Raw genomic sequence first — 15981 nt, 5'->3', positions numbered from 1 at the left:
AGATCGCGGTTTGCAGGTAGCCAAGGGGCTGGATTCGTGGAATCCAGCCCTTTCTCATTGCTCGTTCGGCATCAGAACAACTCCTGCTGCGGTGAAGTGACGGATGCAAAACTGTCCCCCACGAAGACCAGGATGGCATCGGCCACCGGGGCGAGCTGGCGCTCCAGGTAGTGGGCGTAATCGATGGCGGCGCGGCGCTTTTCCAGCGGCTCCGGTCCTGCCGTGGTCATGACGTAGTTGATCCAGCCGCCTTGCTGGTATTGCAAGGGCCGGCCGCCCTCTTCATTGACCTGATCGGCCATGCGGGCGGCGCGCACGTGGGGCGGCACGTTCTTTTCGTAATGATCGAGCTGGCGGCGCAGGCGCTTGCGATAGACCAGCAGATCATCCAGCCGCCCGGCCAGCAGATCGGCGACATAGCCGGTGATGAAGTCGCGGTAGGGCTCGCCCCGGAAGATGCGCAGGTACAGCGCCTGCTGGAAGCGCTGCGCCAGCGGCGACCAGTCGGTGCGCACGGCTTCCAGACCCTTGTAGGTCACCTTGTCCTCGCCCTCGGGCGTGCGTACGTAGCCGGCGTAGCGCTTCTTGCTGCCGGTATCGGCGCCGCGCACGTGCGGCATCAGGAAACGCTGGTAATGCACCTCGAACTGCAGTTCCAGCGCACTCTCCAGCTGGTATTGCCCGGCCAGGTGGTTCCGCCACCAGTCATTGATGCGCGCGGTCAGCTGCTGCCCGATCTGCCGCGCCTGGGCGTCGTCATGCGGGCGGCGCAGCCAGACGAAGGTGGAATCGGTATCGCCATAGATGACCTCGTAGCCCGCCTCTTCGATCAGCTCGCGCGTGCGATGCATGATGTCGTGCCCGCGCCGGGTGATGGACGAGGCCAGGCGTGAATCGAAGAAGCGGCAACCGGTCGAACCCAGCACCCCGTAGAAAGAATTCATGATGATCTTCAGCGCCTGTTGCAAAGGCTTGTTGCCCTGCGCCTTGGCGACCTCGCGGCCCTGCCAGATCTGTTCGATGATGGCCGGCAGGCTGTGGCTGCGGCGTGAGAAGCGCGCGCCGTTGAAGCCGGGCACGGTCTGGCTTTCCGGTTCGTTCAAGGTACCGTCGACCAATCCGACCGGATCGATGAGAAAAGTGCGGATGATGCTGGGATACAGGCTCTTGTAATCCAGCACGATCACCGAGTCATACAGCCCCGCGCGTGAATCCATCACGAAGCCGCCCGGACTGGCCAGCGCCTCGGCGTCGCCCAGGTTGGGCGCCACGTAGCCCTTGCGGTGCATGTGCGGCAGGTAGAGATGGGTGAAGGCCGCCACCGAACCGCCGCTGCGGTCGGCCTGCAGGCCGGTGACGCTGGCGCGTTCCAGCAGGAAGGAGAGGATGTCGGTCTTCTCGAAGATACGCGTGACCAGTTCGCAATCCTTGAGGTTGTAGGTCGCAAGCGCCGCCTTGTCTTCGTTGAACATGCGGTCGATCTCATCCATGCGCTGGTAAGGCGTGGCAATGGCCTTGCCTTCACCCAGCAGCGACTGCGCCACGTTCTCCAGGCTGAACGACGGAAAATTCCAGAAAGCCCCGCGCAGGCTTTCGATGCCGTCGATCACCAGGCGGCCCGCTGCGTTTACCAGCAGGTGATTGGCACGCATGCCATGTTCGCGCCATTCCAGCGCACGTCCGGCGCGGCCCAGGCGCAGGGTGGTCTGGTATTTCTGCGCCTGCTTCTGCAGCACGTTGAGGTCGAACTGCACCAGGTTCCAGCCGATCAGCGCGTCCGGATCGTGGCGCGCCACCCAGGCATTGAGGCAATCGATCAGCTCCTTGCGTGTCTGGCAGAACTGCAATTCGAAATCCACCGCCTCCACCGCCCCGCTGGCCGGGCCCAGCGCATAGACGTTGCGCTGGCCGCAGCCTTCGATGGCGATGCTGTAGAGCTCGCCCTGCCAGCTGGTTTCGATATCGAGCGAGGCCAGCTTCAAGGGCGGACGATAGCCCGGCAAGGCGCGGATGCGCGTGTCCACCAGCACGCCCTGGCCATCGCCCACGCCCTCAAAGGCCACCGGGGCATTGATGAAGCGCTCCATCAGGTAGCGCTCGGGCGGGCGGATGTCGGCTTCGTAGACGCTGATGCCGGCCGCCACCAGGGTCTTTTCGATCTTCAGCAGCTTGCGATACTGGCGCGCATAGAGGCCCAGCACCGGGCGCTGGCTGAGGTCCTTCAAATGTTCCAGCGCACGCAGCTCCATGCCGGGCTCGTTGCCGATCAAGGCCTGCACTCGCTCGGCCTGGGCCTGCGGGACGAAGGCCACGGCCGTTTGCGGCGGCAGGCGCAGGCATTGCGGGCCGTCGTCGGTGGCCAGCCAGAGTTCGATCTCCACGCCTGCCGGCGTATCGCGCCAGTGACGGGACAACAGGAAGCCGGCGCGCTCGCCGGGGCGCAAGGAGGGTGCGGAAATGGGAGCGGCTGTGTCGGTCACCGTCGGGTACTGGGGCATGCGGATGGAGACCGGATTCTACTTGGATGTCAGCGGCCTTGCGTAATCGTCTCGCGGGCCAATTGTGAAGAACTCCAAACACACTTTTTCAGCTGCAAAGATTTTAAAAAAAATCCCGTTCTTCTCCGCGCTTTGGGCGCTCCCTCCCGGTGCGATGCTGGCGCCCATCACGTTCCCGCAATACGGAGAGTCTCGCCATGAAAGCCCTGCCCCTCATCCTCCTGCTCAGCAGCGCCAGCGTGCTGGGTGCGCTTGAACTCCATCCGGCACACGCCGCCAGCTTCGATTGCAGCAAGGCCGGCTCCGCCAACGAAAAAATCATCTGCCACGATCCCGAGCTCTCCGCGCTGGACGATCAACTGGGCCGGGCTTACCGCCGCGCGCGCAAGGCCGCCACCAACGTGCGCGCCTTCCGTACCGCCAGCGACCTGCAATGGCGCTGGCGCGAAGAGAATTGCCATGACCGCGCCTGCCTGGTGGCCTGGTATCAGCGCCGCCAGACCGAACTGGAGGCACAAGCCGCGCCGGCCACGGCCCCGGTCGCCGTGGCCCAGCCCGCCGCCCAGCCCGCCGCTCAGCCTGTCTCCGGCACGCCCGCACCGGCTTTGGCCGCCGTGGCACCCAGCCAACCCGCAGAAACTATCTCTGCTGAAGCGGCTGCGGCACTCGCCCGTGCTGCCATGGCCGCCAAGGCTGCGGCGGATGCCAAGGCGGCTGCGCCTGCCGCCGCGCCCGTCGCTACCGTCGCACCGCCCGCTGCGCAAAGCTTGCGGCTGGGCTTGAATACGCGCCAGATCGAGCATCTGGCACCGGAAGGCAGCATGCCCTGGCCGCATTACACGCGTGCCGAGCGCGGCCAGTATTTCTATCAGGACCCGCAGGCGGGCGCGGCGCAGCCTCTGGTGGCCGTGCGCTACTACGGCATCGAGAATGGCCAGTACATCCTCGAAGCCGTACGCGGCCAGACCGTGCTGCGCTACACCTGCAGCGCCGATTGTCCCTACATCTCCGAGCTGACCCTGCCGGGCGACGTGGAGAAGGATACGGTCATCGTCAAGAATGACCGGGCATCGCTGCCGGGCCTGATCGTCAGCGATGCGGTCAATGGCTTGCTCACGCCCATCATGTCGCGCTAGGCCACCATCACCACGGGCGATTGCGGACTTGTCCTACACGCGTTTGCGAACGCGGATGACAGGCGGCAGGCGGGGCGGCGGGCATACTGGCCATGGATGAGCATGGCGCGCATGCTCCCTTGCCCTGGCGAGAAGCCCTTATGAAGAAAATTGAATTCGAAGGTTACGTAATCGTCTACCAGGCCGATGACAGCGAAGGCCGCTGGAAAGGCTCGTACGCGATACTGAAGGATCGTGCAGAAATCAGCCGGGGCTCCCTGCCCCTGGCCGCCCACTCGGAAGACGAAGCTGCCTGCGAAATCCTGGCGGCAGCGCGACGCCAGACGAGCAGAACCATGGCAGCCTAGCCTCTTTCCCCTCTTTCCCCTCTTACACCACGACTTCGCGAATGCCGCGGCGATGGGCCAGCTCCATCAGCCGGCGCAGTGCATGGACCAGCGCGAAGCGGCTGCGCGCGCGACCCAGCGAGATGCGGATATGCGATGCGGGGCCACGCTGGGCTGGCACCTCGCCGGCCTGGAAGGTGTCCTGCGCGACCACATGCAAACCGGCCTCCCTCGCCTTGAGCACGAAATCGTGCCCCTTCCAGTGCGCCGGCAAGGCCTTCCAGACATGGATGCCCCCCGTGCCCGCCACACTTTCGTCACCCAGAGTTCGCAACGCCAGTTCCTGGCGGGCCCAGGCTTCATCGCGGATGCCCTCGGCCAGGGTGGCGGCGGTGCCGTCGTGTATCCATTGGGTCGACAGCGCCGTGGTCAGTGGCGTGGACATCAGCACGAAAGAGCGCAAGGCGCCCAGCACCTCTTCCTGGCTCAGTCCTTGCGGCGTGAGCACATAGGCCGTGCGCAGCCCCGGCAACAGGCACTTGGCCAGCGTGGAGACGTAGAACACGTGCGCTGGCGCATAGTGCGCCAGCGGCTTCGGTGCGTGGGCGGCAAAGCGCCAGTAGGGATCATCCTCGATGATGCGCAGGTCCAGCCGCGTGGCCACCGCGGCGATCTCGGCACGGCGCGTGGCGGGCATGGTGTGGGTGCTCGGATTCTGCAGCGTCGGGTTGAGGTACACCAGCCGTGCGCCGTACTTGCGCACCATGGTCGTGAGCAGATCCGGGCGCATGCCTTCGTGGTCCACCCCCACGGCCACCACGCGCCGCCCCAGTTGGGCGGCCGCCGCCAGCAGACCTGGATAGGCCAGCGGTTCGGCCAGGATGGTTTCGCCGGGCCGGGTCTGCGACAGCAGCAGGGCCGCCAGTGCCGCTTGCGCACCGGGACAGGCCAGCACCCGGCTGTCGTCGACCGGGCCCAGCATCTCATGCAGCCACATCGCCCCGGCCGCCCGGTCAGCGCCGCTGCCACCGCCCAGGTGGTAGGTCATGAGCAGATCGACGTCGCTGTGCAGCAGCACCTGCGAGACGCCCTGGCGCAGCAGGTCATCCAGGTCGATGCCGGCCGGTGGCGGCGGGATGTTCATGGACAGATCGATAGCCTGGCTCAGGTCTACCTTGGGCGCGGCCACGAAGGTGCCGGCCGCACCACGCGCTTCCAGCAGATGGCGGCGGCGTGCCTCGCTGTAGGCGCGGGTGACCGTGGTCAGGTCGACCTGCAGGCGCTCGGCCAGCAGGCGTTGTGGCGGCAGCCGGTCACCGGGCTTGAGGCGCTCGTCGGCGATGGCCTGTTCCATGAAACCGACGATCTGCAGGTAACGCGGGCCGCCATGGGCGGCGAAGCGGGCAATCCAGTGCAGGGAGGGATCTGCAGCGTGCGGGGGTTCCGGTCTGGCCATGCGAAAGTCCTGGGAGGAAGGGGGCGCCTGCAAGCCTTGCAGGCGGGCCATCTAGTATGGATGCATGACCGATAAAAATCCATACATCCATTCTTCCCCTTGTGCCAAGCCGGTGCCGCAAATCCTCAAGCCGATGCCGTGATTTTCACGTCCCGAATCGGTAAGACACCGTAATCTGGGCCGACAACGGGCGGCCCGGGCTCAAGGTGTAATTGAAGTTGGATGCGGAACCGCCCGTGTAATAGCGGCGATCGAACAGGTTAAAGATATTGAGCTGCGTCTTCCACGGGCCGCTCTGATAAGCGAGCATGAGGTCGGTACGGGCGTAGCCTGCCAACTTGAAGGTGTTGGGCAAGCTCGCTTCGCGCGCACCCATGGCGTAAACGCCGGCACCGGCCTTCAATCCCGGCAGCGATTTGAACTCATACGTCGCCCACACACTACCGCTATGGCGCGGCACATTGGTCAGTGCATCACCCACGGGAATACTGGTATCGGCCAGCACGATCGCCTGGGTATAGGCATAGCTGGCAATGATCTGCCAGCCCGTGGCAATCGTCCCTGCAATATCGAGTTCCAGCCCGCGGCTGCGCTGTGCTCCACTCAAGACCTGCAGCAACGGGTTGGCCGGATCGGTGGTGAGGATGTTCTGGCGTTTTAGATTGAACAAGGCCACCGAGCCGGCCAGCCGGTCCTTGATCAGCTCTTGCTTCACACCGACTTCGATTTGCTCTGCCACCTCGGCGTCGTACGTGACGTTACTGCCGCTATGACCCACATTGGGGGCATGGCTGCGGCTCCAATCCGCGAACAGAGAGGTCTTGTCCCAGGGCTGCCAGACCACACCCAGCCGCGGTGACAGTGCCGATTGCTCGCCACGCCCCACCACCATGTCGCTCTGCAGGGCCTCATTGACGAAACGGTCGGCCCGCAGCGCCAGCATGGCCTTGACCTCCTGGCTCAGGGTGACCTGATCCATCAGGTACAGGCCGTAATCCTTGCCACGCCCTTGGTGAGACTGCAGAGGATCGCTTGCCGTCAATCCTGACACGTAGCCGGGATTGAACAGATCCAGCGTCAGGGTGCTCACCGTCGATCCGCGACTGCCCACTTCCAGATAACCGTAGTCGGCACCCGCCAACACCTTGTGGTTGAATCCGGCCAAGGTCACGTCCCCGGCCAGTTCAGCACGCAGCCCATATTGGCGGGAGGCCTCGTCCGTATCGCCATAGACCGAATAATCCAACAGGTTGCCGGTGGCGGTGGTGCTGTTGGGGAAGCTCTGGGTGGATAACTGGCGCGCGTTGACGTATTGCATCGACAGGCGCAGTTTCCATTGATCGGACAATGCGTGTTCAACCAAGAGTGTAGCTGCCTGCGTATCGTTCTTGCCGTAATCGCCAGAGACACCAGCATAGGTGCCATCCAGAAGGCCGTAATAACGCGTGCGTGACAGCGACTGGTAATTGACCACGGCAGGAATACCCGCATCGAAGCCATCACGTCGCAGGTGATTGAATTCGGTCAGCAGCGTGATGGAATTTCCCCGATGATCGTCCCAGCGGATCGAGGGCGCGACAGACCAGGAATCGTAGTCCGTATTGTCCCGATACCCTGAGCCACGTTCGACTGCTGCGTTGAGTCGCACGCTCAGGTTGTCATCCAGCGCACGATTGAGATCGACCGTTGTGCGCGTCAAACCGTTGGTGCCGGCGGTGACGCCGATCTCGCCAAAGTTCTCCCGCTCGGGACGCTTGGAGACCGTATCGATGTATCCCCCGACGGCGCCAATCCCTCCGTACAAGGCCCCCGCAGGTCCTTTGAAGACATCAACCTGATCAATGTTCTGCACATCGCGGAACGCATAGTAACCATAGTTACGAAAGCCATCACGCAATCCATTGCTTTCGCTGAAGCCGCGGATATTGAAGAAGGTTGCACCGTTGCCGCCGTAGTTGGATTCTGCGTGCACGCCGCTGACGGTCTCCACCAGCTGATCGATCCGGGTCACGCCGCGATCCTTCAGGACCTCTACGGGGACTGTCTGGATGGATGCCGGATAATCCTTCAAAGGAATATCGGTATGCGTAGTCTGCGCTGCAGAATCAACAGCACTGGCCGGACTTGCGGAGGAACCGAACACGGTGACGACAGGTAATTCTGCTGCATCTTGGGCGCGGGCCACGCCACACAGTCCCGAAACAAGTACTGCAATGATGGTTTTATTCATGAAGGCTGGAAAGGAGGATGTGCCAGTGATGACGGGGGACATCGCTGCCGACGCTGCCTTGCATGGCAGCGCGAGCGGTCCAATCACGGACAGTTTTGATCGCGGCTTTCTCATCTGTTTTTAGCGCGACCCGGCCCCCCATCTACCTTCGGAGACAATACGACATAACGCCTGTATAGAGAATGTGACACTTTGTCGCACGCATCATGCCGCAAGCAGCGCCGACGCCATCATCTCGAACGCCAGCGCTCCGAGCTGTCCAGGCAAACATCCGGGGAGGAAGGTTGCGCTTGCGTGCGTTGCAAGCGGGCCATAATGCATGGATACATGCCCAAAACAAATCCATACATCCGCTCTTCCCCTCGGACCATGGCACTCCGCTCAGCAATAACTCAAGCCGATGCCGTGCGCATCCACTCCCGAGCATCTTCTCCGGCCGCGATGCGCATCGGTGCAGCCGGATCGGTAGCGGCCCGCCAGACGGCCTCGGCAACATCGCTGGCGTGGGTGATCCGGGTGTCGTCCTGGAAATTGCTGAACACCTGCGCCGCCAGCGCAGCATAGGCCTCGGGAACGCTGCCTTCCATGCGCGGCCGGGCATTCTCGGCAAAGCGCGTATGCGGCGCCCGGCCCGGCAAGACCAGGCGGGCTTGCACGCCCACGCTGGCCAGCTCAATGGCGAGGGATTCGGTGAAGGCATTCACGGCCGCCTTGCTGGCCGTGTAGACCGCCAGCAGCGGCAGCGAGCGCAGCGTGACCGAGGAGGTGACGTTGACGATCACGCCCGCGCCGCGCTGGCGCATCTGCGGGATGACTGCCTGGGCCATGGCAATGCTGCCCAGGGTATTGGTCTCGAAGAGTTCGCGCACCTGGGCCATGGACTGGCCTTCGACGGCGGCCAGCGCACCGACGCCGGCATTGTTGACCAGCGCGTCGATGGGGCCGGCCTGCGCGATGGCAGCGGCAATGCTGTCGGCGCGGGTCACGTCCAGCGCCAGGACGCGCAGGTTCGGTGAGGCGGGCAGCACGTCGCTGCGGGGCGTGCGCATGGTGGCGATGACCTGCCAGTCGCGTTGCAGGAAGTACGCTGCGATTTCCAGGCCGAAGCCGGACGAACAGCCAGTGATGAGGATGGTTTTCATGATCGGTTCCTTGTGAAGTGGGAGAGAACAAGGCGAAGAATAGGCGCCCAGCTGCGGACTTGCTACAATCAAAAGTCCATCATTCATTGGCAAACGTCCAGCCATGTCCGACATCGCACTCATCGATCCCCTGGCCGAAGTGGTCAGCCTGTTGCAGCCCGTGGCCCGCCACACCAAGTACGTGCAGGGCGCGGGCGGCTGGCGGGTGCGCCGCTCCCGGTCGGAGCTGGCGTTCTACTGTGCCGTGCTGGAAGGCAGTTGCCGCATCCTGGCCGAGCCGCAGGATGGCGATCCACTGAAGGACGACATCGTCCTGCAGGCCGGTGATTTCTTCCTCGCCCCGGCCTTGCAGGGCTTCACCGTGGCCAGCATGGAAGATTGCGACGAGGCCCTGCTCGATGAAGACAATCCGCCACCGCGCCTGTCCGATGGCCGCTATCACCTCGGCACGCTGGGCCTGCCGCCGCAGGTGCAATTGGTCGTCGGCCATTGCGTGTTCGAGTCGCCCGATACGCCGCTGCTGCTGTCGCTGCTGCCCAGCCTGGTGGTGGCGCGGGCGCACACGCGGCTGGCGGCGCTGGTGCAATTGGTGGGCGACGAATACCGCGCCGAGCGCCCGGCACGTGATGTGGTCCTGGCGCGCTTGCTGGAAGTGTTGTTGATCGAAGCCCTGCGCTCCCGCGACGATGCCGGGGCTGCCGCCACACCCGGCCTGCTGCGCGGGCTGGGCGATGTACGGCTCGCCTCGGCATTGCGATCCATACATGCCAGGCCGGCCGAGAACTGGAGCGTGGTGCGGCTGGCGCGGGCGGCGGCACTGTCGCGTTCGTCCTTCTTCGAACGCTTCCGCCGCGAAGTCGGGCTGGCCCCCATGGAATATTTGCTGGCCTGGCGCATGGCGCTGGCCAAGCGGCTGTTGCTGCACGAGGCGGCATCCATGACGGAGGTCGCGCAGCAGGTCGGCTACAGTTCAGCCTCCACCTTCAGCGTGGCCTTCAGCCGCCACGTGGGATTGCCGCCGTCGCAGTTTGCCCGGCGAGGTAGCGCTGCCCTGTAGGCCCTAGGCCGCCACGAAACCAACCCGCTCCATGGTGCCGATGTGCATGCTCAGCAACTGCACGGCGCGGTCGGTCTTCTTGTCGCGCAAGGCTTCGATGATGAGGCGGTGGTCGTGATCGGATCGCGGCTGCCAGCCGCGCTTGAAGCCGGTCGAGAAGAGATAGCGCGAATTGGTCAGCTGCAGTTGCTTCAAGACCGCCAGCAGGCGCGGCATGCCGCATTCGCTGGAAAGGATGTCGTGGAACAGGTTGTTGGCCGCATCCCATTCCACCAATGAAGCCGCCTGGGCGCAGGCCTCCTGGGCCTCTTCCAGGCGCACGATGTGCTCGGGTCCGAACTTGCGCACGCTGTGGCGCAAGGCCAGGATTTCCAGCGAGCCGCGCATCTCGGCATTCTCCTTCACCGCCGCCCGGTCCACCTGGGTGACCCGTACGCCGCGACGGGGCAAAGTGAGTACCAGTCCCTGTGCCTCCAACTGACGAAATGCCTCGCGTACCGGCACGTGGCTGGACTGGAATTCCTGCGCCACGTGATCCTGCCGGAGCGCCGCCCCGCCTGCGATTTCACCGCGAATGATGCGCGTGCGCAGCACCTCGGCAATGCGTTCGACGGTGCTCGGATGGTCGGAATGGTGCGCCATATTTTTATAGATAATCTATTAAAAAAGAAATTGTTATACGAATTTGAGCGAAGTTAGAATCCGCCGAAGCTGAATTCTAAGCCTTTTACTTCACCGACCGGATTCTATCGATGCGCCAGTGCCCTTCGCCCTCCCCCTCGGCTTCCGCTGTGCAGGACAGTGCTCCCCTGCATTTCCACCGCCCTTTGGCGGCTATCGACAGCAGCGCCGTCGAGCAATTGTTTGCCCTGCCCTTCCTCGATCTGCTGTACCGCGCGCAGACCGTGCATCGTGAGCATCACCGCGCCAACGAGGTCCAGCTCTCCAGCCTGTTGTCGATCAAGACCGGGGGCTGCGCGGAGGACTGCGGCTATTGCTCGCAATCGGCCCATCACAAGGACGCGGGCGTGCCGGCCGGCAAGCTGATGGGTGTGGACGAGGTGGTGCAAGCCGCCCGGGCCGCCCGCGTGCAGGGCGCCACGCGCTTTTGCATGGGCGCCGCCTGGCGCAACCCCAAGGAGCGCGACATGGCCGCGCTTACCGACATGGTTCAGCAGGTGCGCGCGCTGGGGCTGGAAACCTGCATGACCCTGGGCATGCTGGAACAGGCCCAGGCCGATGCCCTCAAGCAGGCCGGGCTGGACTACTACAACCACAACCTGGATACCGCGCCCGATTTCTATGACAAGGTGATCTCCACTCGCAGCTACCAGGATCGCCTGGACACCCTGCAACGGGTGCAGGAAGCGGGCCTGAACGTGTGCTGCGGCGGCATCATCGGGATGGGCGAGACGCGCGCCCAGCGCGCCGGACTGATCGCGCAACTAGCCAGCCTGCCGGTGCCACCGCAATCGGTGCCGATCAATCACCTGGTGCCGATTGCCGGCACGCCCCTGCAGGATGTGGCGCCGCTGGACGAATTTGAATTCGTGCGGACCGTGGCCGTAGCCCGTATCGCCTTGCCCCACGCGGTGATCCGCCTGTCGGCCGGGCGCGAGAGCATGAGCGAAGCGACCCAGGCGCTGTGTTTTGCGGCCGGTGCCAATTCCATCTTCCTCGGGGCCAAGCTGCTGACCACGGCCAATGCGCCGGTCTCGGCCGACCTCGATCTGCTGCAGCGCCTGGGCCTGCAAGCGGCACCTGCTGCGGCCTGATGCAAGTGCAATGGAGCCCCGCACATTGCGGCGGGGCGTGGATCATCAGCGGCTACGATGAAGTGGCCTTCGCACTGCGCGATCCGCGCTTTACGGTGCGGCGTGCGGCGCGCTGGATCAACAGCGGGCTCGGCGAGACAGCCGCAGACGACGATGCGCGCCGGTTCAAGCGCCTGTTCTCGCGTTCGCTCCTGTTCCTCGACGGCCGTGCGCACCGGCGCTTGCGCGGCGTGCTCAATCCGGGCTTCAAGCCCGCCGACCTGCAGGCACAACGTGCCGGCATCACCGGCATCGCGCACCAGCTGATCGACACCATCGTGGCCGATCCGCAGGCTGCCGACGGATTCGATTTCATCAGCCACTTCGCAAGGCCCCTGCCCGCGCTGGTGATTGCGCAACTGATGGGATTGCCTGGACGCGTGCCGGCGCAGTTCATCGACTGGGCGGCGGATCTGGCGGCCTTCATCGGCAGCCCTACGCCGGACGCAGCACAGACCAGGGCCGCGCAACAGGCCATGGATAGCCTGTGCGACTTCTTTGCGCAGACGCTGGCGCAGCCGGAGGATCTTCCTGCTGGCTGCCTCATGCACGGGCTGCAGGACGCCCACGTAGAAGGCCGATTGAATCGCGTCGAACTGCTGGCGCAATGCGCCACCCTGCTCTTCGCCGGCTACGAAACCACCCGCAACCTGCTGGGCAATGGCTTGCTGGCCTTGCTGCGCCATCCGCAGCAATGGGCTGCGCTGAAGGCGCAACAAGGCGATGCTGGCAGCCTGCGCCTGGCCGTGCGCGAGATGCTGCGTTATGACAGTCCGGTGCAGTACACCGGGCGGCGCCTGCTGCAGGATGTGCAACTGGCCGAGCAGACCTTGCGGCGCGGCCAGCTGGCGATCCTGCACATCGGCCAGGCCAATCACGATGAGAGGCGTTTCGATGACCCGCAACGCTTCGACATCGGGCGCGACGAAGGCATGCATCTCTCTTTCGGCCAGGGCCCGCACGTCTGCCTGGGCGCCACCCTGACGCAACTGGAAGCGGAGATCGCCTTCACTGCGCTGATGCAGCGGCTACCGACGCTCACCCTCGGCGAGCAAGCCCCGGTCTGGCAAGACAATGCGGCCTATCGCGCGCTCACCAGCTTGTCTGTCTTTTTCTGAAAGCATCTCCATGCAAGATTTCACCACCGAGCTGGACGTCCTCGCCAGCCAGAGCCTGCTGCGCACACGGCGCGTGGTCGTGGGGCCGCAAGGGCCGCTGCTGCAGGTGGAGGGACGCGATGAACTGTCCTTCTGCAGCAATGATTACCTGGGCCTGGCCAGTCATCCGGCCATCGTCGAAGCGGCCACTACTGCCTTGCAGCGCTATGGAATGGGCGCCTCGGCCTCCCCCCTGATCAGCGGCCACAGTGCCGCCCATGAGACGCTGGAAGCCGAGCTGGCCGCCTTCGTCGGGATGCCGGCAGCGCTGGTGTTCGGCAATGGCTACATGGCCAACCTCGGCGTTGCCGGGGCGCTGGTGGGCAGGGGCGACACCGTCATCGTGGACCGCCTGGCCCACGCTTCGCTGATCGATGGGGCAGGCTTGTCCGGAGCGAGCCTGAAGGTGTTTCCACACAACGACGCGCAGCGGCTGGAACAGGTGCTGGCCCGTTGCCGCAGCGGCCGCAAGCTGGTGCTCACCGATGCCGTCTTCAGCATGGACGGTGACCTGGCGCCGCTGGCCGAACTGGCGGCAGTCTGCGCCCGGCATGAAGCCTGGCTGCTGGTGGACGATGCCCATGGCCTGGGCGTGCTCGGTCCGCAAGGGCGCGGCAGCCTGGCGCTGGCCGGGGTGAGCGGGCCGCACGTGCTCACCATGGGCACGCTGGGCAAGGCGGCGGGCGTGGCCGGCGCCTTCGTGGCCGGGGCGGCCAGCGTCGTTGCATGGATCATGCAGCGCGCCCGTACCTACATGTTCAGTACCGCCCATCCGCCTGCGCTGGCGGCCGCGACCTCAGCCAGCCTGGCCCTGATCCTGCACGAAGAATGGCGGCGTGAACGGCTGCAAGAACTGACCGCACAACTGCGCACCGGACTGGCCGGCCTGCCCTGGACCCTGCTGCCCTCCCGCACCGCGATTCAACCGCTGATCGTGGGAGAGAACGGTGCCGCACGCGCCCTGGCGGCCGCACTGCGCACAAAGGGAATCTGGGTGCCCGCGATCTGCCCGCCCACCGTACCCAAGGGGACGGCGCGGCTGCGCATCAGCCTGTCGGCCCTGCATACCGGGGATGACGTGGCGCGCCTGGTGGACGCCCTCACTGCACTGGCCTCTGGAGCGCAAGCATGAACAGCGCAAGCACCCTGGCCGCCCGCAGCCTGCGCAGCGTCTGGCATCCCTGCACGCAGATGCGGCAGCACGAACAGGCTCCGCCCGTCGCGCTGGCCCGCGCCCACGGCCCCTGGCTCTTCGATACCGAGGGACGGCGCTACCTCGATGCCATCAGCTCATGGTGGGTCAATCTGTTTGGGCATACCAACGCGCGCATCAATGCCGCCCTGATCGATCAGCTGGGCCAGCTGGAACACGCCATGCTGGCGGGCTTCACCCATGAGCCGGTGGTGCAGCTCTCCGAGCGGCTGGCCGCGTTGACGGACCATGCGCTGGGCCATTGCTTCTACGCCTCCGATGGCGCCTCGGCGGTGGAGATCGCGCTGAAGATGAGCGTGCATGCCTGGCGCAATGCCGGGCAAACCACCAAGAACGAATTCATCTGCATTGCCGGTGGCTATCACGGCGAAACCGTGGGCGCGCTGGGTGTGACCGACACGCCCCTGTTCCGCAGCGCCTATGAAGCGCTGCTGCGTCCGGCCCATATCGCCGCCTCGCCCGATGCACGCAGGGCCGAACCCGGTGAAAGCGCGGCCGACGTCAGCCGCCGCGCACTGGCGGACGTGGAAAGGCTGCTGCAGCAACGCGCCGGACACATCGCCGCCGTGATCGTCGAACCGCTCGTGCAATGCGCGGCCGGCATGGCCATGCACGATCCCGCGTATGTGCGCGGGCTGCGCACACTGTGCGATGCGTATGGTGCGCACCTGATCGCCGACGAGATCGCCGTCGGCTGCGGACGCACCGGCAGCTTCTTCGCCTGCCAGGAGGCCGGCATCTGGCCGGACCTGCTGTGCCTGTCCAAGGGCATCAGCGGCGGCTACCTGCCGCTGTCGCTGGTGATGGCCAGCGATGCGATCTATGCCGCCTTCTACGATGAGGACGTGCGGCGCGGCTTCCTGCATTCGCATTCCTACACCGGCAATGCGCTGGCCTGCCGCGCGGCCCTGGCCACGCTCGACATCTTCGAGCAGGAACAGGTGCTGGAACGCAACCGCCAGTTTGCTCCGGTGCTGGCACGGGCTCTGCAGCCGCTGGCACAGGATGCACGCGTACGGCACGTGCGCCAGCGCGGGATGATCTGGGCCTGTGATGCCGTGATCGCGCAGACGGCCAGGGCGGCGGGTTTTTCGCGGCGTCTGGCCGACGAGGCGGCGCGACGTGAATTGCTGGTGCGTCCCATCGGCACTGCGCTCTATGTGATGCCGCCTTACATCCTTGATGCACAACAGGCGCTGTGGCTGGGCGAGCGCCTGCATGCCGCCTTCGATGCGGCCATGGATGAGAAGGAGCACGCATGAGCGGCCGCAGTGTGTTCGTCACCGGCACCGATACCGGCGTGGGCAAGACGCGGGTGGCCTGCGCGCTGATCCACCTGCACGCAGCGCAGGGCTGGCGCGTCGGTGGCATGAAGCCGGTGGCTTCGGGGGCTTTCCTGCAGGACGGCGTGTGGTGCAACGAGGATGTGCAAGCCTTGCAGGCCGCTTCCAACGTGGCCTTGCCGGGGCAGCTGGTCAACCCCTACCTGCTGCGGCAAGCAACTGCACCGCACATTGCGGCGGCAGCGCAAGGCGTGACTATCGCGCTGGACCATCTGGTGCAGTGTCACGCGCAATTACGCTCGGCCTGCGATGTCCTGATCGTGGAAGGTGCGGGTGGCTTCATGGTGCCGCTGGATGCGGATCACAACAGCGATGACCTGGTGGCCCGGCTGGGCTTGCCGGTGGTGCTGGTGGTGGGCATCCGCCTGGGCTGCATCAACCATGCCCTGCTGAGCGCCCGGGCGATCCGCGCGCGCGGCTTGCGCCTGGCGGGCTGGGTCGCCAATCACCTCGATGCGGCAGAAGATCAGGCCATGGCCATGGTGGAGAGCCTGGTGCAGCGGCTGCAGGCGCCGCTGCTGGGCCGTCTGCCGTGGGCACCCGAGATGACGGTGGCCGAGGCAGCCGCTTGCCTGGCCTGGCCAGCGGAGGACGTGCCTGTGTGAGCCA

General features: G+C 65.1%; 13 protein-coding genes. 8 read left to right on the top strand and 5 right to left on the bottom strand.

Going from position 1 to position 15981, the window contains the following annotated elements; genetic code table 11:
- Positions 1–71: 71 nt before the first annotated feature.
- Positions 72–2498 (bottom strand): DNA polymerase II, encoded by a 2427-nt coding sequence (locus ACVC5H_RS12850; RefSeq protein ID WP_489618296.1) that lies wholly within the window; start codon positions 2496–2498, stop codon positions 72–74.
- Between the two features lie 197 nt (positions 2499–2695).
- Here ACVC5H_RS12850 and ACVC5H_RS12845 point away from each other — a divergent pair, with 197 nt between their 5' ends.
- Entirely contained in the window at positions 2696–3634 is a 939-nt protein-coding gene (locus ACVC5H_RS12845) for a lysozyme inhibitor LprI family protein (RefSeq protein WP_489618295.1), read from the top strand.
- A gap of 140 nt (positions 3635–3774) precedes the next feature.
- Positions 3775–3981 carry a hypothetical protein gene (locus ACVC5H_RS12840; protein ID WP_489618294.1) on the top strand — a complete coding sequence of 69 codons (207 nt, stop codon included), beginning with the start codon at positions 3775–3777 and terminating at the stop codon, positions 3979–3981.
- 22 nt (positions 3982–4003) lie between these two features.
- Here the strand turns inward: ACVC5H_RS12840 and ACVC5H_RS12835 are convergent, their stop codons facing one another.
- From ACVC5H_RS12835 to ACVC5H_RS12825, 3 genes are all read right to left on the bottom strand, one after another.
- The gene (locus ACVC5H_RS12835; RefSeq protein ID WP_489618293.1) at positions 4004–5416 is read right to left on the bottom strand and encodes an aminotransferase-like domain-containing protein; all 1413 of its coding nucleotides are present in this window, start codon (positions 5414–5416) and stop codon (positions 4004–4006) included.
- A 145-nt stretch (positions 5417–5561) separates the two neighbouring features.
- Complete coding sequence (locus ACVC5H_RS12830) at positions 5562–7646, bottom strand: TonB-dependent receptor (RefSeq protein ID WP_489618292.1); 2085 nt, start codon at positions 7644–7646, stop codon at positions 5562–5564.
- Positions 7647–8038: 392 nt separating this feature from the next.
- Positions 8039–8788, bottom strand: coding sequence for an SDR family oxidoreductase (locus ACVC5H_RS12825; protein WP_489618291.1), 750 nt, complete (start codon positions 8786–8788; stop codon positions 8039–8041).
- A gap of 103 nt (positions 8789–8891) precedes the next feature.
- Between ACVC5H_RS12825 and ACVC5H_RS12820 the strand changes: the two genes are divergently transcribed.
- Positions 8892–9845 carry a cupin domain-containing protein gene (locus tag ACVC5H_RS12820; protein ID WP_489618290.1) on the top strand — a complete coding sequence of 318 codons (954 nt, stop codon included), beginning with the start codon at positions 8892–8894 and terminating at the stop codon, positions 9843–9845.
- Between the two features lie 3 nt (positions 9846–9848).
- Here ACVC5H_RS12820 and ACVC5H_RS12815 read toward each other — a convergent pair whose 3' ends face one another.
- Complete coding sequence (locus ACVC5H_RS12815) at positions 9849–10487, bottom strand: GntR family transcriptional regulator (protein ID WP_489618289.1); 639 nt, start codon at positions 10485–10487, stop codon at positions 9849–9851.
- A 110-nt stretch (positions 10488–10597) separates the two neighbouring features.
- On the opposite strand from ACVC5H_RS12815, the gene bioB reads away from it, so the two are divergent.
- Genes bioB through bioD form a run of 5 tightly spaced genes read left to right on the top strand, consistent with a single transcriptional unit; the run spans position 10598 to position 15977 of the window.
- Positions 10598–11620, top strand: a complete 1023-nt coding sequence (gene bioB, locus ACVC5H_RS12810) for a biotin synthase BioB (RefSeq protein WP_489618288.1) — start codon at positions 10598–10600, stop codon at positions 11618–11620.
- A complete protein-coding gene (locus ACVC5H_RS12805; RefSeq protein ID WP_489618287.1) occupies positions 11620–12777 on the top strand; it encodes a cytochrome P450 in 1158 nt (385 codons plus the stop codon). Before bioB ends, ACVC5H_RS12805 begins: the two co-directional genes overlap by 1 nt.
- Before the next feature lie 10 nt (positions 12778–12787).
- Positions 12788–13948: an 8-amino-7-oxononanoate synthase gene (gene bioF, locus ACVC5H_RS12800; RefSeq protein WP_489618286.1), complete on the top strand. Its 1161-nt coding sequence runs from the start codon at positions 12788–12790 to the stop codon at positions 13946–13948.
- Positions 13945–15291: an adenosylmethionine--8-amino-7-oxononanoate transaminase gene (gene bioA / locus ACVC5H_RS12795; RefSeq protein WP_489618285.1), complete on the top strand. Its 1347-nt coding sequence runs from the start codon at positions 13945–13947 to the stop codon at positions 15289–15291. Before bioF ends, bioA begins: the two co-directional genes overlap by 4 nt.
- Positions 15288–15977, top strand: a complete 690-nt coding sequence (bioD, locus tag ACVC5H_RS12790) for a dethiobiotin synthase (protein WP_489618284.1) — start codon at positions 15288–15290, stop codon at positions 15975–15977. Before bioA ends, bioD begins: the two co-directional genes overlap by 4 nt.
- Positions 15978–15981 lie beyond the last annotated feature (4 nt).

The organism is Herbaspirillum sp. Her3 (assembly GCF_057961275.1).
Note: the sequence above shows the minus strand (reverse complement) of the source record. Positions and strands in the feature narration are given on the sequence as shown.